This is a genomic window from Exiguobacterium profundum, assembly GCF_001909285.1.
In the GTDB taxonomy this organism is placed as follows: Bacteria; Bacillota; Bacilli; order Exiguobacteriales; family Exiguobacteriaceae; genus Exiguobacterium; species Exiguobacterium profundum.
This window is the reverse complement of the sequence record NZ_MRSV01000001.1, coordinates 1-23473: the sequence shown is the minus strand read 5'-3', so window position 1 is coordinate 23473 and position 23473 is coordinate 1. Positions and strand designations below refer to the sequence as shown.

General features: G+C 45.8%; 19 protein-coding genes and 2 riboswitches. Of the genes, 12 read left to right on the top strand and 7 right to left on the bottom strand.

Annotated elements, in window-relative coordinates; translation table 11 throughout:
- Window positions 1-60 precede the first annotated feature (60 nt).
- From BBB58_RS00095 to BBB58_RS00085, 3 genes are read left to right on the top strand one after another with little or no spacing between them, the layout of a single operon-like run.
- Window positions 61-1482 carry a PTS mannitol transporter subunit IIBC gene (locus BBB58_RS00095; RefSeq protein ID WP_074034710.1) on the top strand — a complete coding sequence of 474 codons (1422 nt, stop codon included), beginning with the start codon at window positions 61-63 and terminating at the stop codon, window positions 1480-1482.
- A 47-nt stretch (window positions 1483-1529) separates the two neighbouring features.
- Window positions 1530-1961, top strand: coding sequence for a PTS mannitol transporter subunit IIA (locus tag BBB58_RS00090; RefSeq protein ID WP_026824364.1), 432 nt, complete (start codon window positions 1530-1532; stop codon window positions 1959-1961).
- The gene (locus BBB58_RS00085; RefSeq protein ID WP_015880685.1) at window positions 1962-3110 is read left to right on the top strand and encodes a mannitol-1-phosphate 5-dehydrogenase; all 1149 of its coding nucleotides are present in this window, start codon (window positions 1962-1964) and stop codon (window positions 3108-3110) included.
- Window positions 3111-3147: 37 nt separating this feature from the next.
- Here BBB58_RS00085 and BBB58_RS00080 read toward each other — a convergent pair whose 3' ends face one another.
- A complete protein-coding gene (locus BBB58_RS00080; protein ID WP_074034709.1) occupies window positions 3148-5496 on the bottom strand; it encodes a bifunctional diguanylate cyclase/phosphodiesterase in 2349 nt (782 codons plus the stop codon).
- A 138-nt stretch (window positions 5497-5634) separates the two neighbouring features.
- On the opposite strand from BBB58_RS00080, the gene BBB58_RS00075 reads away from it, so the two are divergent.
- Both BBB58_RS00075 and BBB58_RS00070 read left to right on the top strand, forming a co-directional pair.
- On the top strand, window positions 5635-6462 hold the full coding sequence (locus BBB58_RS00075; protein WP_244150649.1) for a type II CAAX endopeptidase family protein: 828 nt from the start codon (window positions 5635-5637) through the stop codon (window positions 6460-6462).
- A gap of 27 nt (window positions 6463-6489) precedes the next feature.
- The gene (locus tag BBB58_RS00070) at window positions 6490-7011 is read left to right on the top strand and encodes a GNAT family N-acetyltransferase (RefSeq protein WP_074034705.1); all 522 of its coding nucleotides are present in this window, start codon (window positions 6490-6492) and stop codon (window positions 7009-7011) included.
- 22 nt (window positions 7012-7033) lie between these two features.
- Here the strand turns inward: BBB58_RS00070 and BBB58_RS00065 are convergent, their stop codons facing one another.
- From BBB58_RS00065 to BBB58_RS00055, 3 genes are all read right to left on the bottom strand, one after another.
- Window positions 7034-8536 carry an N-acetylmuramoyl-L-alanine amidase family protein gene (locus BBB58_RS00065; RefSeq protein ID WP_074034703.1) on the bottom strand — a complete coding sequence of 501 codons (1503 nt, stop codon included), beginning with the start codon at window positions 8534-8536 and terminating at the stop codon, window positions 7034-7036.
- A 174-nt stretch (window positions 8537-8710) separates the two neighbouring features.
- A complete protein-coding gene (locus tag BBB58_RS00060) occupies window positions 8711-9013 on the bottom strand; it encodes a hypothetical protein (RefSeq protein ID WP_074034700.1) in 303 nt (100 codons plus the stop codon).
- Between the two features lie 65 nt (window positions 9014-9078).
- Window positions 9079-9756 carry a hypothetical protein gene (locus tag BBB58_RS00055; protein WP_074034698.1) on the bottom strand — a complete coding sequence of 226 codons (678 nt, stop codon included), beginning with the start codon at window positions 9754-9756 and terminating at the stop codon, window positions 9079-9081.
- Between the two features lie 259 nt (window positions 9757-10015).
- Here BBB58_RS00055 and BBB58_RS00050 point away from each other — a divergent pair, with 259 nt between their 5' ends.
- Complete coding sequence (locus BBB58_RS00050; protein WP_244150648.1) at window positions 10016-11146, top strand: tetratricopeptide repeat protein; 1131 nt, start codon at window positions 10016-10018, stop codon at window positions 11144-11146.
- Between the two features lie 183 nt (window positions 11147-11329).
- On the opposite strand, the gene BBB58_RS00045 is transcribed toward BBB58_RS00050, so the two are convergent.
- A complete protein-coding gene (locus tag BBB58_RS00045) occupies window positions 11330-11647 on the bottom strand; it encodes a hypothetical protein (RefSeq protein WP_074034697.1) in 318 nt (105 codons plus the stop codon).
- Between the two features lie 197 nt (window positions 11648-11844).
- Window positions 11845-13686 carry an ATP-binding protein gene (locus BBB58_RS00040; RefSeq protein WP_074034696.1) on the bottom strand — a complete coding sequence of 614 codons (1842 nt, stop codon included), beginning with the start codon at window positions 13684-13686 and terminating at the stop codon, window positions 11845-11847.
- Between the two features lie 241 nt (window positions 13687-13927).
- On the opposite strand from BBB58_RS00040, the gene BBB58_RS00035 reads away from it, so the two are divergent.
- From BBB58_RS00035 to BBB58_RS00010, 6 genes are all read left to right on the top strand, one after another.
- Window positions 13928-14533 (top strand): flavin reductase family protein, encoded by a 606-nt coding sequence (locus BBB58_RS00035; RefSeq protein ID WP_074034695.1) that lies wholly within the window; start codon window positions 13928-13930, stop codon window positions 14531-14533.
- A gap of 171 nt (window positions 14534-14704) precedes the next feature.
- On the top strand, window positions 14705-15655 hold the full coding sequence (locus BBB58_RS00030; RefSeq protein WP_074034693.1) for an AAA family ATPase: 951 nt from the start codon (window positions 14705-14707) through the stop codon (window positions 15653-15655).
- Window positions 15652-16722, top strand: a complete 1071-nt coding sequence (locus BBB58_RS00025) for a DUF58 domain-containing protein (RefSeq protein WP_074034692.1) — start codon at window positions 15652-15654, stop codon at window positions 16720-16722. Before BBB58_RS00030 ends, BBB58_RS00025 begins: the two co-directional genes overlap by 4 nt.
- Entirely contained in the window at window positions 16719-18818 is a 2100-nt protein-coding gene (locus BBB58_RS00020) for a transglutaminase domain-containing protein (RefSeq protein ID WP_074034691.1), read from the top strand. The genes BBB58_RS00025 and BBB58_RS00020 overlap by 4 nt, the downstream gene beginning before the upstream one ends.
- Before the next feature lie 41 nt (window positions 18819-18859).
- Window positions 18860-18960: riboswitch (purine riboswitch) on the top strand.
- Between the two features lie 110 nt (window positions 18961-19070).
- Complete coding sequence (guaA, locus tag BBB58_RS00015; RefSeq protein WP_074037843.1) at window positions 19071-20594, top strand: glutamine-hydrolyzing GMP synthase; 1524 nt, start codon at window positions 19071-19073, stop codon at window positions 20592-20594.
- A 134-nt stretch (window positions 20595-20728) separates the two neighbouring features.
- Window positions 20729-20830, top strand: a riboswitch (purine riboswitch).
- Window positions 20831-20918: 88 nt separating this feature from the next.
- The gene (locus BBB58_RS00010) at window positions 20919-22280 is read left to right on the top strand and encodes an NCS2 family permease (protein WP_015880700.1); all 1362 of its coding nucleotides are present in this window, start codon (window positions 20919-20921) and stop codon (window positions 22278-22280) included.
- 26 nt (window positions 22281-22306) lie between these two features.
- Here BBB58_RS00010 and BBB58_RS00005 read toward each other — a convergent pair whose 3' ends face one another.
- Complete coding sequence (locus tag BBB58_RS00005; RefSeq protein ID WP_084543007.1) at window positions 22307-23149, bottom strand: VanW family protein; 843 nt, start codon at window positions 23147-23149, stop codon at window positions 22307-22309.
- Between the last annotated feature and the right edge of the window lie 324 nt (window positions 23150-23473).

The window sequence follows — 23473 nt, the reverse complement described above, 5'->3', positions numbered from 1 at the left end:
AACCGGTTAGCTACACTACACATTCAACCTTTCACATTTAAACGACTGGAGGTTTTATACATGGCGAATACGCAAGCAAGCTCGGGCGGGGTCCGAGTCAAAGTACAACGGTTCGGTAGTTTCCTCAGTGGGATGGTCATGCCGAACATCGGCGCCTTCATTGCCTGGGGGATTATCACAGCACTCTTCATTCCAACAGGATGGTGGCCAAACGAAAAATTAGCAGAACTCGTTGGTCCAACCATCACGTATCTCTTACCATTACTCATCGGTTTCACTGGTGGTAAATTACTTCATGACGTACGAGGTGGTGTCGTCGGGGCACTCGCCACGATGGGGGTCATCGTCGGTACCGACATTCCGATGTTCCTCGGTGCGATGATCATGGGTCCACTCGGTGGTTATGTCATCCGCCAAGTCGACCGTGCCCTTGAAGGCAAAGTTAAAGCAGGATTTGAAATGCTCGTCAACAACTTCTCAGTTGGAATCATCGGTGGTCTTCTCATGCTTGGAGGATTTGAAATCTTCGGTCCGATCATGAGTGCCCTCGATAAAGTCATGGCGGCAGGTGTGGACTGGATTGTCGGCGCGAAATTGCTTCCGATTGCGAGTCTGTTCATCGAACCAGCAAAAGTTCTCTTCTTGAACAACGCCATCAACCACGGCATCTTGAGTCCGCTTGGTGTCGATCAAGTCGCCGACGCTGGAAAATCAGTTCTCTTCTTACTTGAAGCAAACCCAGGACCAGGTCTTGGATTACTTCTCGCCTATATGTTCTTCGCCAAAGGTGCAGCGAAACGTACGGCACCGGGTGCAGCCATCATTCACTTCCTTGGTGGGATTCACGAGATTTACTTCCCATACGTATTGATGAAGCCAGTCTTGATCCTTGCGATGATCGCAGGGGGCGCAACAGGGATCTTCACGTTCGTACTCTTTGATGTCGGTCTCGTCGCACCTGCTTCACCAGGTAGTATCTTTGCCATTCTTGCGATGGCGTCACGCGGTTCATATCTCGGACTCGTGGCAGGGATTCTCTTGTCAGCAGCGGTCACGTTCGCTGTGGCGAGTGTCATCTTGAAATCGAGCGCAGCAGAGGAAGTATCACTCGAAGAAGCGACACAAAACGTGAGTGCGATGAAAGGCAAACAGTCTTACGCATCGACTCTCGTGACAGATCGTCTTGATAAAGTCGACCACATCATCTTCGCTTGTGACGCTGGAATGGGATCGAGTGCCATGGGAGCATCGGTTCTCCGGAACAAGGTCAACAAAGCGAACTTGCCAATCAAAGTGACGAATACGTCCATCAGCAACTTGCCGAAAGACGCCCAGTTCGTCATCACACACGAAGATTTGACGGAGCGTGCGGAAGCGCAAGCACCGGATGCGATTCATCGTTCGGTCACGAACTTCTTGAACGCCGATTACTACGACCAATTGGTAGAAGAAATTAAAGCGGAACGCAGCAAAATTTCTTGAACTCAGAACAGATAGAGATACGGTTTAGCCATTAGGAGGAAATCAAAATGCCATTCATTCAAACAGAGATGATTCGACTTAACCAAACATTCGCAACGACAGAGGAAGCGATCACAGCAGCCGGAGCCGTCCTACAAGACGCCGGCTGTGTGACGCCGGAGTATGTAGAAGCGATGCATGAACGTCAAGCGATCGCCAACGTCTATATCGGAAATCACGTCGCCATTCCACACGGTACAGAAGCAGCGAAATCAGCGGTTCAGAAGACGGGGATCTCGTTCCTGCAAGTACCAGACGGTGTCGACTTTGGAGGTCAAACGGCCAAACTCGTCATCGGAATTGCAGGCGTGAATGATGAACATTTAGAGCTCCTTTCGCAAATCGCGATTCTCTGCTCGGACGAAAGTAATGTGGAGCGTCTTGTTCAGGCGAAAACGAAAGAAGAAATCTTGGCGCTCTTTATGGAAGAGGTGGCGTAAATGAAAGCTGTTCATTTTGGGGCAGGGAACATTGGACGAGGATTTATCGGATTATTGCTCAATCAAAGCGGTTACGAGGTGACGTTTGTCGACATCAATGACACGGTCATCGAAGCGCTTGAGGTAAAACGTCATTATGAGGTCGGGTTCGCAGAAGACGGCGTCGATCGTATCGTCGTCGACCGGGTTCGTGGTGTCAATAGTTTGAAAGAACCGGCTCGTGTCGTGGACTTAATCGCAGAAGCAGATCTCGTGACGACGGCTGTCGGACCGTCACTTCTCTCAAAAGTGGCACCGTTGATCAGCGAAGGACTTCGTGCTCGTGAAGTCGAGGATGCACCGGTCTATGTCATCGCATGTGAGAACATGATTGGTGGGAGTGCAATTCTTCGTCAAGAAGTAGAGGCGTGTGGCGGTGTCGGGGAGGCGAATGTCTTCTTCCCGAACGCGGCTGTCGACCGCATCGTCCCGCTACAACAACATGAGGATCCACTTTACGTGGAAGTCGAGACGTTCCATGAATGGGTCATCGAGACACAAGGGCTCAACGAACAACCACCGATTCAAGGCGTGACGTGGGTCGAGGAGATCGGACCGTATATCGAACGGAAATTATTCACGGTCAATACGGGACACGCCATCGCCTCTTATATCGGCTCGTTGTTCGGGAAGGCAACGATTGACGAGGCGTTGAAGGATCGTCGCGTGCGTCAAGTCGTCCAAGGCGCATTGTATGAGACAGGTTGGTTATTGCTTGAGAAATACGGATTCGAGGCGAAAGAGCATAGCCAATACATTCAAAAAATCATCAAGCGCTTTGAAAACCCGAAACTGAAGGATGAAGTGTCGCGCGTGGCGCGTTCGCCGATTCGTAAACTTGGACCGAGCGACCGTCTCGTCAAACCGGCACGCGAATTGATGGATAACGGCATCGAGCCAAACGAACTCGCTTACGGGATTGCAGCAGCCCTTCATTACTACAACCCGGAGGATTCGGAATCATCGGAGCTGAACTTGTCGATCGAAGAACACGGCATCTCGTCAACGATTGAAAAATACCTTCATCTTCATGAGGGGGATACGTTGACTCAGTTGATTCTCGATCAATATCATTTGATTCGTGAAGAAGAAAAAGAACGCGTGTCGTAACTAAAAATCGCTCCTGTCAAATGGACAGGAGCGATTTTTAGTGTTTTCCGAACTCGAGATAGGTGGTCGTCTCTTTGACATGAAACGGAACGTCTGTCTCAGACAACGGAAGACTGAAGTAGTAGCCTTGTACGTAGTCACATGATTCCTTGAGTAACCATTCGAGTTGAGCGGATGTTTCCACGCCCTCCATGAGAACTTTCATGCCCAGGTTGTGACCGAGTTGAATCATCGAGCGGACGATGGCCTCTTGATTGCGGTCGGTGAACAGGTTCTCGATAAACGACCGATCGATTTTCAGCACTTGCACAGGAAGTTCCCGAAGTTGGCTGAAAGAAGAATAGCCGGTCCCAAAATCATCGAGAGAAATGAGGATCCCGAGCTGATGCAACTGCGTCAGTTTTTCACGAGTCGAGGCCTCATATGAAAGCATCGAGGACTCGGTCACTTCCAATTCGAGATACATCGGGTCCATCCCCGTCTCCAAAAGAATGGATTGTAGCGTATCAACAAAGTCTTCGCGCGCAAATTGGAGGGGGGAGACGTTAAGGGATAATGTAAAGGGACGTATCCCAGTCCGTTGCCAACGTACCCAAGTGCGACAGCCTTCCCGAATGACCCAATGACCAATCGAATGAATTAACCCCGTGTTTTCTGCAATCGGGATGAAGTCAGATGGCGCAACCTTTCCGATTTGTGGATGTTGCCAGCGAAGTAACGCTTCCACGCCTTCTAATCGATTCCGCTTCAAATCGATTTTCGGTTGATAGACAAGTGTCAGTTCGTTTTTACTTAGTGCGGTGACGAGTGCTTTTTCTATCTCGATATTGCGCAAGAGTTGAGGTCGTGATGATTCTTCGAATAATTTGATATTATTCTCTCCATCTTGTCTGGATTCATCAGCGGCAAGACGAGAAAACTGAATAAGTTCTTCAGAAGAAGCACTATCCTTAGGGAAATGACTGATTCCCGCACTCATCGTCAATTCAAGAGTCGCGCCATCCACGTCGAAGCTGGATGAAAGCGCCTTAATACATTTTTCAGCCTTTTGATGAGCGAGCGAACTTCGTTGCGCAAATAGTAAGATGACAAACTCGGATGGTCCGATTCGTGTCAACACATCGTCTGGGTGAATCGTATGTTTGAGGCGGTCAGCGACTTGAATGATCAACTCATCTGCTCCGTGATGCCCGAGAATGTCACTTAGGAAACGCCAGCGGTTTACGTCGATATATAAACAGGCGACCGAACGTTCTTGTGAGATACATTCCTTCAAGAGGGCATCCAGTTTATGCCGATTTGGTAAATCCGTCAATGCATCGTGAAAAGCCATATGTTCAATCAGACGCTGAGAGGCGACTGCTTCGGTCACATCTCGGATAAACCAGAGTACTTGATTGTTCGAACCATCTTGAAGTGGGTAAGACGTCACTTCTAACGTACGATGATTCGTGTCAATTTGTACCGGCTGATAGAACGGCTGTTGAGCCGACAGCAAAGGATGATAATCTTGAAAAAATGGTTCTGTTACATGCCCCTCGAATAAGTGAGCGAACGCTTGATTTTGATATTGGATTTCACCATCGCTTGTCGTCGTCACTACGGCATCCGTTGTCGATTCTAAAATCGTCGTTTGGAAGAGGTCACGTTTTTGGATTTGTCGTTCTAACGTATACGCAATAAAGTACATCCCGAATAAGAGAAATACGATGCTTGTGACTAACCATGCGAGTAGGGTCGGATCAATCGGAACCTGCCTGACGGGTGAAGCATCGGGGATAATGGTCGTTGCCCGCATTCCAGCAAGGTGCATACTGAAAATAGCTGTCCCCATCAGAAGGGAGAACATCAGTTTCACGGAAAAAGCGGAATGCTGCATAGAGTAGGATGAAAAGAAACCTACCCATAAGGCGAGAAAGGAAGCGCCCCAAGCGATACCAATCGAAATCAATACCCATAAGGGATCAAAGTCTAATTGAACACTTTGTATAGCGGTCATCCCGATATAATGCATGCTGACAATTCCGAATCCCATCAAACCGGAAGATTGCAGTAAGGTCATCCATGTCGTCTTTCGGGAAATCAAACCGAACGACAGGATGCACCCGGCAATCGCCGGAATCATCGATCCGATAATGAGCCAGATGGAGTACGTGCTTTCGTGTAAAGAAGCATGACCGAGCATGGCCACAAAATGCATGGACCAGATGCCGAGACCTAGGGTGGTACCACCAAATAAAATCCAAGTACGATGAGACGTTGTCACACCTCCTGTGACCCGCTTCGCTAATTCGAGTGCCATCAAGGCTGAAACGCTAGCAATGAGGAAAGCGAGCATCATCAAAAATTCATTATGACTCGTTGTGTGCGTGCTAATCTGTTCCATAGTGTCGATACCTCATAGGGTTTTTAATTTATGATTCACTTTATTATATGCCGAACAATTGTAATTACATATAAAAAGATTCAAATGCTATTCTTCCAATCAAATAACGGGTACTACATTGCTGAAGGGGTGCTGACTATGTATAAAAATAAATACATTCACTTGTTCTTATTGGTCTCATTCGGCTACTCATGGCTTATATGGGGAAGTTTGTACTGGTGGACCGATTTACCGATTATGGCAATCGTTATTTCGGGAGCGTTTGGACCCAGCATTGCAGGGTTCGTCACGATGTATCGACTTCGCGGTGGGGAAGGGGTGACACATCTTTTTCGGAAAAGCGTTCAGTTCCAGATGAGTTGGAAGATGTATGTGATTCCCCTTTTGCTGGTGCCGTTCTTATTTCTCGTGGCGTATTGGTGGACGGATCGAAGCGATGCCTTACTCGTTCGCGAACCGTGGTGGATCGTCCCATACTTTCTCTATATGCTATTTCTCGGTGGGGCGGTGCAGGAAGAGTATGGATGGCGCGGCTATTTGCTCGACGCCTTGCAATCAAGACTCCAGCCGCTTCTAGCCAGCTTGTCACTCGGAGTGATTTGGACGCTATGGCATATTCCGCTCTTCCTCATGGTTGGAACAGTTCAGGCGAATCTATCGTTTTGGGCATATGGATTAGCCGTGATGGCTTATACGATTCTCATCACTTGGGTATACAATGGTTCGTCGCGTAATTTATGGTCGGTCTTTCTCATGCATACGATGTTTAATGTCATGCTCGTGATGGTCGGGTTCGAAGCGGAAAGTGGTTATCCAATCGGGTTTATTCATTTGACGATCACGTTATGGACCGCTGCGATTTTAGTCATTTGGAAAACGTACGGTAAATTGAGTTATGAGCCACTCGAGGAAATGATTCCTTCATACCCGAGTGTTACGCAACGGATGCGTGAGGGTAAAGAGTAGGACAAAAAAGAAAAGGAAGTGGACGTCTTGAATTTTCGCGCACTCGAACAATCAGACGTGAGATCCTTGCAGCGCTTGTTTATGGAGAGTCTGAGTGACTTGATTCGACGAGAGCGTTTTGAAGATGCCGATTTGCTCGATGAAGAAGTGGCACGTCTGAACACGACGATTCAAGATCATTTCGATGATGACACCGTTCAACTGTACATTGTGGAAGAAGACGGAATCATTGTGGGAGCAGGGGCGTTACTACCTCCGAATGATATCATCTCAGGAAACATACAAATTGAGCGTGGTGCGATCGAGTTAGGGAGTGTCTATGTGTCACCTCGTATGCAGCGGCGAGGTGTCGGACAATACTTGTTAGAAGAAATGATGCGTGAAATTTCGGATCGAGGGAAAGACGTCTTTTATTTAGATGCCGGATTCCCGAGCGCCCAAGCCTATTGGCAAAAACGATTGGGTGAGCCATCTCATATCCTCGAACATTATTGGGGTCCCGGGGCATCACATATGATTTGGCGGGTCAATATCAAACAAGGAACTTAGCTGAGTGCTAAGTTCCTTGTTTTTAGTAATAAGATCGCATGAATTGATGAATGCCGGATGCCGTTGCTTCAGCCATTCGTTGGCGATATGTCGTACTCGTTAAATGTGAGCGGTCGCTTGAATTACTGATGAATCCGTATTCGACAAGGGTAGAAGGTGAAACGTTACGTCCGACTACGTATACATTTTGATACTTGACCCCACGGTTTTGAATCGTGGAAATCCGTGAAGCGATCTCTTTATTGATACTTGAGCCGAGACTACGGCTGGCAGAAACGTAAGGGTTTGTCGTATAGCTATCTGACGTTGGGACGAGTACCTCATGTCCATGAGCCGTGTTATAAACAGAAGAGTTCGCGTGAAGACTGACGAACACATCCCCTTTATAAGACTTGTTGAGTGACACACGTTGGTCAAGGGAGAGGTACGTATCGTTTGAGCGAGTCAATTTAACGTTGTAGTCATATGTGCTCGATAAGACGCCAGCAAGGCGTTTCGCGATATCAAGTGCAATTACTTTCTCGTAAACCGATCCGTAGACAGCGCCAGGGTCGTTTCCGCCATGCCCTGCGTCGATGACGACCGTTTTACCAGTTCCGTCTGTATCGGTTGGTGTCGTGACAGTCGTAGGCTTCAAGTACTCGGATGCTACATAACCGGTTTTTCCATTGTATGTGACTTTATACCACGAGTCGTAACGACTGACATACTTGACGACCGACCCGGCCGGAATGACGGTTAAGACATTGCTCCAAGAGGCCGCGCTAAGGCGCATGTTCAAGTTCACGGTCGTTTCATAATAAGCAGACGGGGTTACAGGAGCTGTCGTCGCCGTTAAATAGTCAGAAGAAACGTAACCAGTTTTTCCATTATAGGTAACCTTATACCATGATCCGTAGCGACTCACATATTTGACCGTCGCACCCGACGGAATCGTCGTGACGACAGAACTCCATGAAGCGGCGCTGAGACGAAGGTTTAAATTGGCAGTCGTCTTATAATAGTCCGAAGGTGGGACGGGAGCACTCGTAGCTGTTAAATAAGCAGAAGCGACGTAGCCCGTCTTTCCATTGAACGTCACTTTGTACCATGACCCATAGCGACTGACATACTTGACGGTCGCGTCGGCAGGGATCACGGTGACGACATCGCTCCATGAAGCGGCAGTAAGACGCATATTTAATCGGTCTGTTGTCTTATAGTAAGCAGAAGTGTTCGAGACCGTAACGTATTGAGAAGAGACATATCCTGTTTTGCCTCCATAACTGACTTTGTACCACGAACCGTATGTACTGATATACGTGACGCTTGAGCCAGATGGAATGGTCAACAGGACAGGGCTCCAAGTGGCTGCACTTAAGCGAAGATTTAAGTTGGCGGTAGTGGTATAGGTCGAGGCGGCTTCAGCAACAGTCGATTGAATACCAGATGAATCCAGTTGGAACGGGACGATTGCTGCCCCGGATATTGCAAGTGAAGAGCTGAGTAACAGCTTTAAACTCCATGATGATTTTGTTTCATTCAATGTTCAAACTCCTTTATTCATTAAACTAGTGACAAGGGCGGCGTATGAGAGTGCATCTAGGTTGTCCCTGTTTATTATATAAGTAAAAAGGAAAAAATGGAGGGGAATATATAATTCATTTACCTTTTTTCTTAAAATGAAAAAAGACGCACAAGGCGTCTGGAGTAAATCAGATTAAACGATGCGAGGCATATCATCAACAAGTAGTTTAACTGGTTCATCTACTTTAACAATGCGAGGCATGTCGTCAACGAATAGTTTAGCAGGCTTGTCTACTTTAACAATGCGAGGCATATCATCAACAAAGAGTTTGATTGGTTCGTTCACTTTAACGATACGAGGCATATCATCAACGTGTAATTTGACGGGCTCATTTACTTTAACAATGCGAGGCATATCATCTACTAGAGGTCTAACAGAACTTCCTAAAAGTAAAACTGCTGTAGCGATAAATAGTATTCCTGTTACTTTTTTCATTAATAAAACCTCCATCAAATTATTATTTTATGCTTTTAAAGCAGAAAAACCTAAATTATCATAGATCATTCGTCAGCTTTCAAAGAATCGAACAATCGGTATAGTGTCTCAGATTGCTGATATATACGTGTCTCCAAATCTCCTGAGTAAGCATCTGGAGTGTCGGCAGGAAAGATCACTACTTTTTCAGATTCACTTTTTACAGCAGTTGCTAGAATAGAAACATTTACTTGTTGACTCAATAACGTACTGCAAAGAGAATGTGATATCTTATCAGTTTCATTGAGTAAATTTGGTCTCCAGCAAACTGATGTTTCGGGCAAAATATACAAAATATGTCCTTCTTCAAGTAGGGTCATGCATTGATTAGTAACAAAGTCTGAATCCTGCTCAACGTTAATATATTCATAATCAAGTAACTGTTTTTCATAAATTGTTTTTGTACTTCGTTTTAAAATCGAGAGGGAAAGTTCAGGTCCTAGAATATAAAGTTTTTTGAAAGAGTGAATGTGATTCAATGAACGAGCTATCAGTCGAGGTAATGATTGATAGTAATCGATTTGAAAAGCGTTTACAATGAAACCTCTAGGAGAACTTAACAATTGGGTCAGGTGCTCTAACCCTGAAAAATTATTATGATCTTCAGAAGTGTACATTGTATCCATGGTTGGAACTTGCTTTGACTTAAAATAAATTTTAGGCTTAATGTAGTCTTCGGCAAGTAAGAAACTTAGTTTTCCCATTTGTCATTTTCACCCCCGGATAAATAATTGAAATGTGTTATTTAGTAAAAATTAACTAGGAAATTTGTAGAAACTGTTTTTACTAGTTCAATATTATCATGTCATCTTTTATAAAGGGGGATGTTTTGGTTGGGAAAATCATTCCTAGAAATGCTCTTTTAAGATGCTTTTTTGTGGCGAATTTCCTGTATGCGTGACAAAAAGACTAATATTTTTTGAAAAAACCAACCATTTTAGTTCGAAGGGGCTACTTTTTGATATGGAATATAACTTTGGGAATTTAATAAAAGTAGAACGTATGCGGAAAAATATGAAGCAGTCAGTGCTTGCTAGAGGAATCTGCTCAATCTCATACTTAAGTAAAATTGAAAATAATCAAACTACTCCTAGTGACGAAGTCTTAGAACTGATTTTTGAAAGGTTAGAATTAGAGGTTCCACTTTATTATGACTTCAGTGAAAAAGTAGATCAAACTAAAAAAGAAATTCGAGATATATTGAAAGAAGCATTATTGTCACGCCAAGAAGATAAGTATTTTAAGAGGATTGAAAAATTTAAAACAAATCCTGTTGTCTTACAATCGAAGGAATTGTACATTACTTTATTAATCACGCTAGCGCGATTTGGTCTCACACCTGGTGGTAATGTTCAATATTTAATTGAAGTAGGTTGGATTAAAGATCAACTAAACAAAGACAATCGTTTGCGATACGATTTATTGCAGTGCCTCTACATGTTTCTCTATCAGTCGGCTGATCGAGAAACTACTGTGAGTTTGTTAGAGAATGTTGGTAAAGAGCTTGCGGATTCAAGTATTCCTGATTGGGAAAAAGCAGATATGCGATATGTGATGGGCGCACTTTATCACCGATTTACAGATTATTCTCAAGCTATTGATTACGTGAAGTTGGCACTCGAGTATTTTCAAGAGAATTTTTGCTTGGAACGAATTATCGAGTCGCACATGATCATCGGTTTGTCATTTAAACGTCGGAAACGATACACAATTGCTTTAGAACATTATGAAAAAGCAGCGAAAGTGGCAGATAAGGCAAAATTGAACGATTATTATGGAATGCTTTATAACAATATGGGGGATATATATTTTTTAATTGGGGATCAAGAGAAAGCACAAAAATATTTTCTTGATAGTTTTAAGGTTAAAGAAGGAGCAAAAAGTAAACTATATAGTGTAATGTCTTTGCTTGAAGTCAATGCCGCTAAAAATAATATTGAAGGCATTATGGAATGGTTGGCAATAGGCTATGAGTTAAAAGGGGATCAAGATGATTTAGTAGAGTTTAACTATCACTTTGATATTTACGTAAGTAAGTATAAAAAAATTGATCAAAATGAGTTAATCCAAAGTCTAAAAAGGGCTGTTAATTAATTTTGAAGCATATGATGAATACTACACTCATAAGTATGCATTGTGGTTGTCTAGAGAATTAAGAAGCACAGGAAAGTACAAACTTGCTACAGAATACTATGAAAAAACAATCTCAATGATGTCACGTTGGGAGTAAACAAAAAGAACTCGAGATAAGTAATGATACTTAAATCGAGTTCTTTTCTATGGCGTTGTAAAATAATGCACAGTCCACACTTGTTCTTGAACGAGGCGTTCGTCTTCAATATGACCGTTAAGGACCTGCTGTAATAGATGAATCAAATGTTTTTGAAGATTCGCATCATGAGAGCCACTATGCAAAATTTCCTCTTCGCTCGCAACAATGTAAAAACCACCAAGCCGCAATGGCACATGCTTCCGAATCAAAGCAGCGGCAGTTTGAAACTTCGCTTGCTCCCCCATGTGAGGCACGTCAATCTCGAAACGTCCCCATTGATTAAAATCTCCAATTTCTGAAAAAGGTGGGTCACGATGATCCAATGGCAAGTCCTCCGATCCTAGCAATCTCTTTATATTCAGTATATCTTGTTTTCGACTTAAAACGTGCAAAAATAAATGGATAGGATAACCTACATCTACGAAAATGAATCGGTTTCTTTCCTTTCTATATTCTGTAAAAGGATTCCTTCCAAATTAGGCAAAAAAGAGTCAAAAATAACACGGTCGTTTGGACCGTGTTATTGCATGATGGGTTCTTTTGAGGTTGGTAGTTCACAGATAAATGTACTTCCTTCCCCGTATACCGATTCGACATGGAGTTGACCATCATGGGCTTTGGCAATTTCTTTACAAATTGCGAGACCGAGACCGGTACCTCCGATTTTACGACGATCCGAATTATCGACGCGGTAAAATTTCCCGAAGAGGTGAGGGAGCGAGGCACTCGGTATACCCATACCGTGGTCTCTCACTTTCATCACGACCTCTTCGTCTATACGTTCGAGCGATACAAGGATATTCCCGCCATCTGGCGAATATTTGATGGCGTTACTTAATAGGTTACCAAGTAATTGACGCATCCCTTCTAAGTCTGCATCGATAATAAAGTCTTGTTCGGTATCGGCATCGATGAATAGTTCATGCCGGTCCGTCGTTTCCTGATAAAACGCGACACTGTCTGTGATGAGCTTGTATAAATCGACCGGTTCCCACTCGAACGTTTGCTTTCCGGACTCCATTTTTTGAAGATCCAAGAAATCGTTGACGAGATACGAGAGTCGTTTCGCTTCATCGTGGATTGTCTTCAAATACAGTTCACGACGACTTTCCTTCAAATCTCGTGACAGCATCAGTTCAGTAAATCCGTAAATCGAGGACAATGGTGTCCGTAATTCATGTGAGACGGTCGAGACGAGTTCGGATTTCATCCGATCGATTTCTGTTTCGGCCGTGACGTCACGTAAGACGAGCATCGTTCCACGGAGTTTGCGGTCTCGATAGACACTTTCGGCATAAAGTTGAATGAAGCAATCGCCTTGGTCGATTGAAATCGTGAGCCCATCCTCCGGCGGATCTTGCGTGAAGACGCGTTCGAAGTATCGGACAAACTGTTCATGTTGATCGACCCTTTCCGCCAGCTGTTCGATATCGATGTCAATGGCAGAGAGTTCTTCGTATCCCTTATAGTCAAAGTGTAAATCATCAAACATACGGATGAAGGCGCGATTGCCGACGATAGTGTCATCTTCATAGTTCACATATAAAATGGCCTCACGTACAGAATTGATTAGTTGCGCCGTCTCTTTCCGATCCTGTTGCATCTGGCGATAAAGCTGCATGCGGAGAAGTGAGATGGCGAGTTGACCAGCGAACGCGTTCAACTCCGATTTTTCACTGGCATCGTACTGTTCGTCGTAACGTGCCAAATAGAGACATCCAATGAGACTATTATCTGATGGGTCCATAATCGGGATGACCGTCTCATATATATAATATGGATACGTGTGTAACGCATCGACGACCCGCTTAGAAGTGGCGGCCGGTAACTTTGAAATCATGACTCGTTTAAGCAAAAGGGAATCTTTCTTTAGACTTTCTTGTTGATCTTCGGTCATCTCTTTCGGTACAACAGACGTGATTTCTCCGTCTTTAGTGAGTAAGAGGGCGCCGAACTCAGATTTTGTAAGCAACACAATCTTTTCAATAACAGAAGAGTAATCAAATAAGGATTCTTTCGAGGCCAATACTTCAATCAACTCATTGCGATATTGAAGATTAATTTCATTTAATTTCGATTCATTTAATACGTTTTCGAGCTTTTCTTTCTTCGCTTTCAGTCTGCTGTTCTGGTCGGCCATCCGTTTGATGAGTGGGCGTCCGATTAATAAGATGGCACTGATGAACATGACGAGCCCAATCATCCAAATCCATCGGAGAGCAGTGAGTTCGAGAGTAGAGACATTCCCATCACGCACGAACCAGGCTCCAATCAAGGTTAAAACCAGACTGAATCCACAGACACTATATAAAATACTGAGTATTTGACGACTGTTCAATTGTTCAATCCACTTGCTGATCATTCGTTCTACTTCCTTCCTTGAACATAAAAAACGAGAGGTCACCTTTTCCTTGCCCTGAATTTTATGAGACCGGGAAAGGAAAATGAAGCAATTTGCTTATAAAAAATGCTGAAAATCACATCTACATAATGCGATTTACCCAAAATACATGAAATGTACACGTGTCAACCTGCTTTGCGTTGACATTATTTAACGAAGTGATTACCTTGATATTAAGATAAAACAACGAGGAGTGTAGTCTATGTTATCAATTGAACCGTCTGCCTTGACTGAACGAGACACATATAAGTTTTTGATTGGCAGCATTGTACCAAGACCGATTGCGTTTATCACAACACAAAATGGGGACGTGATTAACGCCGCCCCGTTTAGCTATTTTAATGTAGTCGCATCCAACCCTCCGCTCGTCTCCGTCTCGGTTCAACGAAAAGATGGCGTCATGAAAGACACGGCGCGTAACGCACTCCGTACGAATGAACTAGTGATTCATGTCGTAGATGAAACGAACGTCATCAACGTGAACGAGACGGCCGCCAACCTTGCGGCAGATGAGAGTGAGCTGTCTCGTACAGACTTTACGCTTCAACCGAGTGATGTGATTTCGACGCCAGGAGTCAAGGAGGCAAAGGTTCGATTTGAATGTGTGCTCCATCATCACTTGCCGATCGAACATGACGGAAAAACGACTGCTGATTTATTGATTGCGCGAATTGTCCGTTTCCATATTGACCGAGAGTTATATACTCAAGGACGCATCGATGCTAAACGGCTTGCGCCTGTCAGTCGGATGGCTGGCAATAGTTATGCGACCCTTGGGGAACTATTTGACGTGCAGCGTCCAGAGTAATCGATAAACGTGCCCGTTTTTTCTAAAGAACGGACACGTTTTTTGGGTAAAGAAATAGGAAGCGCATTTGGGTGCGGTATTTCTTTCTTTCCGACACTCGCTTGTGTCACAATAAAGTCAGAACATTCTAACTTTCAGTCATCCTAGATCAGAGAAAAAGGGGAGTCCGTCATGTACCGTCCAACTGTCCAATCGATTATTACTGCTATTGAAACCGTGATTGTCGGAAAAGAAGAAGTCATCGCAAAAAGTCTCACTGCCTTGCTAGCAGGTGGGCATGTGCTGCTTGAAGACGTACCAGGAGTCGGAAAGACAATGCTCGTCCGTACGTTCAGCCGAGCGATTGACTTAGATTTTAAGCGCATCCAATTCACACCGGACATGCTACCGTCCGACTTGACCGGGATTTCGATGTACAACCAAAAAACGAGGGAATTTGAATATCGACCAGGTCCGCTCATGGGTAACATCATTTTAGCGGATGAAATTAACCGGACCTCACCGAAAACGCAATCAGCTCTTCTTGAGGCGATGGCTGAGAGAAGTGTAACAGTGGACGGGGAATTGAAAGTGTTACCGTCACCTTTCTTCGTCATGGCGACACAAAACCCGATTGAGCATGAAGGGACGTATCCATTGCCGGAAGCACAGTTGGATCGCTTCTTACTTAAAATCGAGATGGGCTATCCGACATTCAATGAAGAGATTGCATTATTGTCGCGGTTTGAAAAAGAAGAGCCGCTCGAGGCGCTTCAGAGCGTGATTACGAAGCAAGAAGTCGAACTCATGCAACGTGAAGTGAGAGACGTGCATGTGTCGAGTGCGGTCAAACAGTACATTGTGCGATTGGTGCATGAGTCTCGAAAAGATCCGCATACGTATTTAGGAGGAAGTCCGCGAGCCACACTGGCGTTAATGAAAGCGGCACAGTCGTGGGCGTATATCCATAATCGCGATTTCGTCTTACCGGATGACGTGAAGGCGATGGCGACGAGTGTGCTTGGACATCGCGTACTCTTGACAGCAGAAGCACGGTATAAAGGAAAATCACCGAATCAGCTGATTCAAGATTGGCTGGATACGTTGCCCGTCCCGATGGATCGTGAGGTCAATGAAGTATGAAAAACTGGATGAAGCTGTTCGTTGTATGGGCGGCGGCATTCGGATTGTATGCATTTGCCCGCATCGAAGGCAGTATCGTCGCTTCGACCTTATGGTGGTCGTTCGCTGTGTTGACCGTCTACTGGACACTCTTTATGATTTATCCGGTCACGGCGGCAAATGTGGTGCGCCGTGTGACAACGAAGCGACTTGTTTCTGGACAAACAATGGACGTCGAGTTACGAATTGAACGGAAGTACCCTTTCTTGATTGGGATGGTCACGTTAGAGGAGCGATTGCCACAACGTTTGACGGATGAAGACAAGACGATTGTCGTGCCTGTAGACCGTTTTTTCCGACAAGCAGAAGTCGTCCATTATGAGGTCGAGGCGATCAAGCGTGGGATTCATGTCTTTGACCGCACCGTTCTAAATGTACGTGACGTATTTGGTCTGTTCGACCGGAAGCGGACGTTACGACTCGAGACGGTCGTCGAGGTGTCACCCGCTGAGTTGCCGTTTGATTTACCTCGAGACGAACATGTCGGGGGTCGTGGGGAGCAATATCGTCAAATGCGGACATATACCGAAGTGGCCAATACGACCAGCGGGGTTCGGGAGTATGCGGCAGGAGACCGAATCGGACGGATTGATTGGAAGGCATCCGCACGCCGAGGGAACTTGATGACCAAGACGTTTGACCAAGAACAAGAGAAGAAGCTTTCACTCGTGTTCGTACCAGCCGTCTCTGCCGGGTATGAAGAGGCATTTGAACGTTCCCTATCCTTACTTGTTGGAGCGATTCGTCAGTTAGAACGAAAAAATCTGCCGTTTGAGCTCTACGTCATTGAAGAGCAGGTGCGACTGTTCCATCTTCCTGACCAGAGTGCAGAAGTCGGTCATTACTTGTTGACCGCAACGCCAGAAGCTGAGGGGCGTCTCGTCGAACGAGTGAAGCAGAAACTGCCTCAACAAACTGGAGATTTGATTTTGATCAGTCCTTTTGAAACGACGTCCATTCGAGAGTTGATGCATGAGACACAGGGTAGCTATCATCTCTACACGGCAGTTAATGAGGTGACGGTATGAAGACATGGGTAACCCGAATCGTCTATACGGCGCTTGCCGCCTATTTGTTGTCGTTCTGGATTGAGCCGATTGTTGGAAGTACGACGTTCGATGTGACGTGGCCGTTTTACTTCCTGCTCATCGTGCCGATGTTTGCCAGTATTCTGCCTTGGGCAGCTTTTCTTGGGATCTCGCTTCTTAATTTCCTCATCGTCTTGTATGCCTATCACGGCAGTATTTTGGACTGGTTTGGTCTATGGATGGAAGATTTGATGGGTGTCATGAGCGGTGAACTGCCGAATGAAGCGATTTTCTTCTCTGCCATGGCGCTGATCGGCTTACTGTTTGCTGTGCTCGTCGGACGAACGTATCCAAGTTATAGTTTTGCCCTTGGGATGATTGTGTCGACTCTCGGCATCATGGCCTATTTTGATACGTGGACGTTGTATGACGGGGAAGGCAATATCCTGTATGCCATCGTCACATCGCTCCTCTTACTATTTGTCACCGATTTGGCAAAACGACCGAGTCAATCGCTCGTCCGATTCGTCAGTATCGGACTACTCCTCAGTGTCGTCGTGGCTCTCGCAAGTGCTTCACCCACGCTTGAAGGCGATTGGTCTGACCGTATCACTACGAGTTTTCGGAATGCGACGACGGAAGGTGATGGGAGTGGCCCGGGTCGAGTTGGGTATGGAGTGAACGACGAATCGCTAGGTGGTCCGTTCGAACAGGATGACGGCATCGTCTTCATCGCTCGCGGCGTGCCGGCACGCTATTGGCGTATCGAATCCAAGGCGATTTATACGGGGAAAGGTTGGGTCGAATCACCAGTCCTGGACTCTAACTACAATCGTGGTCAGTTAGTGGACTCGGAAGTGGATACGACACCGGAACAGGCATTGTTACGTTTTGAGCGCCGACAACCGTTTGTTCCTTATGGTGGAGAATATCCGCAAGCTATCGAAACAGAGTCCGGTACCGAATTTCGAGTCGGTGATATCGAACGGGCTTTCCCGAACGAGACGATTACGATGCAACCGTCCGGAAAGATTGTATTTGAAAATGAGGAACAATCGACTCCGCGGACGATCCAACTTCGTTATAGTGTCCCGGCTTTCTCTGAAGAACAACTGGCATTAAATGAAGAGATCACATCGCTCACGGAAGAAGAGCAACAGGTCTATTTACAGCTACCGGAATCGTTGCCAGAGCGTGTACGAGATTTAGCCGCTGACATCACGGCGGAGAGTGAGACACCGAACGAGAAGGCGGAAGCGGTAGAAGCCTATTTCCGAAACGGAGAATTTCAATACGACACCGAAAATGTGGCACAACCGGAAGGGGACACGGATTATGTTGACCAGTTCCTGTTCGACACACAAATCGGGTATTGCGATAACTTCTCGACGTCAGCTGCCGTATTGCTGCGCGCGAACGGCATACCGACGCGTTGGGTAAAAGGATTTACGATGGGTGACACACGAGGGGTCATTCAAGGTGAGGAAGAACATACGATTCGAAATCGTCACGCCCACTCGTGGGTCGAGTATTTCATTGAAGGCGCGGGCTGGGTTCCGTTAGAAGCGACAATCAGTTTCTCGGACGCCAACTTATTGCAGATGGAACGAGAAACGGATACGGAAGATACGACGCCGGCTGCGAATGATCCCCAAGCAAATCAGGACAACGATACGCAAAACCGTCCGCAAGAAGATTTGTTGATCGATGACGTGACGACAGGTGATGTTCAAGAGGAGGCACGTAACATGCCGGTGTGGGGATGGGTTGTCATTCTCTTCCTCGTGGCGGTCCTCGTTTGGAACCGGAAAATCATCGAGCGTCAAATCATGTATGTCTGGTGGATGAGTCGTCCGCTCACGGATGGGCGCCTCGTCTCGATGCACCGCTATTTGATGAAACGACTGCGTGCGAACGGATTCAAAATTGAGGGACGTACGCCTTCGGAACTCGCCAAAGAGGTCGACGCCTACTATGAAACGAATGATATGACCCGTCTGACGGCTTTGTTTGAGCAAGCTGTTTATGCGGAACAAGAGCCGAATTCAAAATATAAAGAATATTGGAAAATCATGATTCATCGAATTATGAGTTGAAGTGACGGGATGCATCAAGTAAGATAGACGCATTAGTTAGATAATTGAACATGGCATTCCTTCGTATATACTCGTGAATTGGCGCGAGAGTCTCTACCGGACCACCGTAAATGGACCGACTATGAAGGAGCACGTTTCGTATACAAAGAAAAGGGCGTGCTTCTTCTTCGGTTTGGATAATCTGGGGAGAGGCGCGTCCTTTTTTTGAGGAGAAGGCAGAAAGGTGGAGATTTCGTGAAAGTAGAACAAGAAATGATTTTGGTGCTTGATTTTGGTGGTCAGTATAATCAGTTGATCACACGTCGTGTCCGTGACCTTGGCGTATACAGTGAGTTGCATTCGCATAAGATGACGGCAGACGAGATTCGCGAATTGAACCCAGTCGGCATCATCTTCTCAGGTGGACCGAACAGCGTATACGCGGAAGGCGCATATCGTTGCGACCCAGAGATCTTTGAACTTGGCATTCCGATTTTCGGAATTTGTTACGGCATGCAACTTATGACGCATCACTTCGGTGGTCGTGTGGAACGCGCCGCTCATCGTGAATATGGAAAAGCGACATTGTTCTCGACGCCGGAAGCATCAGCGATTTATACCGGTCTTCCAGTCGAACATACAGTATGGATGAGCCACGGTGACCTCGTCATGGAAGCACCGGAAGGATTTATCGTCGATGGAACGAACCCGTCTTGCCCGGTCGCTTCAATTAAAAACGATGAGTTGAAAATGTACGGTGTCCAATACCATCCAGAGGTTCGTCACTCGGAGTACGGAAACGACATCTTGAAAAACTTCATCTATGAAGTATGTGGTGCGAAAGGCGAATGGTCGATGGAAAACTTTATCGACCTCGAAGTGGAGAAAATCCGTGAAATCGTTGGCGATAAGCAAGTTCTTTGTGCGCTTTCGGGCGGTGTCGACTCTTCTGTCGTGGCCGCACTCGTTCATCGCGCAATCGGTGACCAGTTGACGTGTATGTTTGTAGACCATGGTCTCCTTCGTAAAGGGGAAGCGGATAGCGTCATGAAGACGTTCGCAGACGGATTCAACATGAAAGTCATCAAAATCGATGCACAAGAACGTTTCTTGACGAAGTTGGCTGGTGTCTCGGACCCTGAGCAAAAACGTAAGATTATCGGAAACGAGTTCATCTACGTATTTGATGAAGAAGCATCGAAACTCGTCGATATGGACTTCCTCGCACAGGGGACGCTCTACACAGACATCATCGAGAGTGGGACAGACACAGCGCAAACAATCAAATCACACCATAACGTCGGTGGATTGCCGGAAGATATGAACTTCACGTTGATCGAACCACTCAACACGCTCTTTAAAGACGAGGTCCGTGCACTCGGTACAGAACTCGGTCTTCCTGACTATATCGTTTGGCGCCAACCGTTCCCAGGTCCAGGTCTCGGAATTCGTGTCCTCGGTGAAATCACGGAAGAGAAGTTAGAAATCGTGCGTGAATCCGATGCGATTCTACGTGAAGAAGTGAAGAAAGCTGGACTTGAACGCGACATCTGGCAATACTTCACGGTGCTCACGCCGATTCGCTCGGTCGGAGTCATGGGTGACGAGCGTACGTACGACTATGCTGTCGGTGTCCGTGCGGTCACTTCCATCGATGGCATGACGTCCGATTGGGCACGTATTCCATGGGATGTGCTTGAGAAGATCTCTGTCCGGATTGTAAACGAAGTCAGCCACGTTAACCGTGTGCTGTATGACATCACGTCTAAGCCACCTGCAACAATCGAATGGGAATAAGCGGAACAGAGGGGGATTCCCCTCTGTTTTGTCTTAAAACCGAACATTAACGTTTTTTATCGATGTAAAATCCGTGAATTTAGTTGACATTCTATTTTTACGCTGATACGATAAGAACGTTCTTATTATAACCGAACAATTATAAAATATTTTGCCGTATAATATCGGGGATATGGCCCGAGAGTCTCTACGAAATCACCTTAAATGATTTCACTACGGCGAGACATGGATGAGGGTGTATGCCCTCGTATGTTTCGCGTGGGGTCCTCGGTCATTTGCCGGGGGCCTTTTCTCGTTTTACGGCGAGCACAAGGAGGAAAACAAATGAGCACACAGCTCAAGCAAGAACAGCAACAACCATCAACGACGAGTCGGATCGATCGTTACTTCCAACTCACAGCACTCGGTACGAGTGTCCGCACGGAACTGATCGCAGGATTTACAACTTTCCTCGCGATGGCGTACATTCTTTTCGTTAACCCGAACATTCTTGGGGCAGCGGGTATGGATACTGGAGCGGTCTTCGTGGCGACAGGTCTTGTCGCGGTAGTCGGTTCATTGACGATGGGACTTCTCGCGAACTACCCAATTGCGATTGCGCCAGGCATGGGCCTTAACGCGTTCTTCGCATATAGCGTCGTCATCGGGATGGGTATTTCTTGGCAAACGGCTTTGTCAGGTGTACTTGTATCAGGTCTCTTCTTTATCGTATTGACGTTATCAGGAATTCGCGAAACGATTGTTAATGCGATTCCGGCTCCGCTCAAAATGGCGGTTGCTGCAGGGATTGGTTTCTTCATCGCTTTCATCGGTTTGAAAAACGCAGGCATCGTTGTCGCGAATGAAGCAACACTTGTTAGTCTTGGTTCACTTGGTACGGGCACGACGCTTCTCGCGGTGTTCGGTCTTGTGGTCAGCGCCTTGCTTATGGCGCGCGACATCAAAGGTGGTATTTTCATCGGGATGTTGTTGACGGCGATTGTCGGGATGATTTTCGGTCTTGTGCCGACACCGACAGCAATCTCAGACGTTGTGTCGATGCCGCCGAGTATGTCATCTACATTCGGTCAAGCCTTCATCAACTTCGGTGATGTGTTCACGCTTCAAATGCTCGTTGTCATCTTGACGTTCTTCTTCATCGATTTCTTTGATACAGCAGGAACGCTCGTCGCGGTAGCGCGTCAAGCTGGGATCATGAAAGAGAACAAAGTACCACGTGCGAGTAAGGCGTTGTTAGCTGACTCGACAGCGACGGTGGCAGGTGCAATCTTCGGAACATCTACAGCGACTTCATACGTTGAATCGTCAGCAGGTGTCGCTGCTGGTGGACGAACAGGATTGACTGCTGTTTTCGCAGGATTGTTCTTCGGTTTGGCATTGTTCTTCTCGCCTCTCTTGGCAGTTGTTACGGCGCCAGTCACAGCTCCTGCGCTGATTATTGTTGGTGTGCTCATGGCTTCGGCTCTTCTTGATATCGATTGGAAAAAGATCGAGATTGCAGTTCCTGCATTCTTGACGATTATCATGATGCCACTTACATCATCAATCGCAACGGGAATTGGGCTTGGGTTTATCCTTTACCCACTCATGATGATTGCAAAAGGGAAAACGAAAGAGATTCATCCGATCATGTATGGGATGTTGGTCATCTTCTTGGCATACTTTATGTTCTTGCCACACGCATAAGTTCATTTGAAAAGCCGGCTCTGTTATTACGAGTCGGCTTTTTTGTATGCAGTATTTTCAGGAAGGAATGGATCGTACATCGTGATCGCGTGATTTTCTGTGATGAACTCATTTCGAAGATGTGTGCCATTCATTGAAGTGACTTCTCTAAAAATCTGGTTATGTCGTATCGTTCCACCCCACCATTCCCGGGTGAAATGATGGTTTTCTTCATATATACGATACTGTTCTTTATTCGGGATGTTCGAGCGCCATTCCCCGACGAGATGATCTCCCTCTATATATAGAAGGAGTTGATACGTTTGTGCCGTCTGGTTTGTGATTTGTAAGTCGAGATAATTATAAGAACATGTCGCGCCACTTCCGAAAGGTTGGTCCCGTCGGTAATCTGGGAACACATCGTAGCTGTGACGATAACGTTCGGTCACGGTCAATGGGCTATGTAAGGTGATCCAATAGATTAGATTCGACAGTTGGCAAAGTCCGCCACCGATTCCTGAAGTGACTTTTCCGTAATGGAGAATCATTCCGTCGACGTATCCTTTACGTTTCGTTGGCTTGCCGATCATCTTCCAATAGGAGAAGACATCGTTTGGAGTCAGGATAGAGCCGTTCAGTTTGGTGATTGCAATTTTTAGGTTGGTTACCTTGTTATGCTGGACTTCCATGTCGACATCTCGGAGTTGGCGATACAAAGGAGTTCGGTGTGTATGGATCAGATATGACATCGGGTCAGTGTTTCGTTTTGAAACATACTTTCGTTTGTCCGTCATCCATTCTATTCGTCGCTTAAGCGTATAAATTTGTGTACCAGACCAGATTCTGAACGGTGAACGTTTCTTAGGCTGCTGTAAATCGGATTGCATCATTGGTTGACTCCTTATAGGTTTATAGTCGTTTTTAGATATAAGTGTATTCTTTAAAGTGATTTATTCTTCCTTCTTCCATTAAGGAGTTGGGATTCGAACTTTGGATGATGTAGAAAAAGATTTAAAAGTTTTTTTAGAATAATGCTTGCAAGATCAAAAAGCAGGTGATATAGTTATCTCTGTTGCCAGCGACAAACGTTGAACAAACGAAAAAGTTGTTGACATCAAAATGAATTAAATGTTATTATCATTTAGTCGCCAAGAGCGGCAGACGAACTTTGAAAACTGAACGATGAGGCAAAAAAAGTTTTACAATTTTTGAAT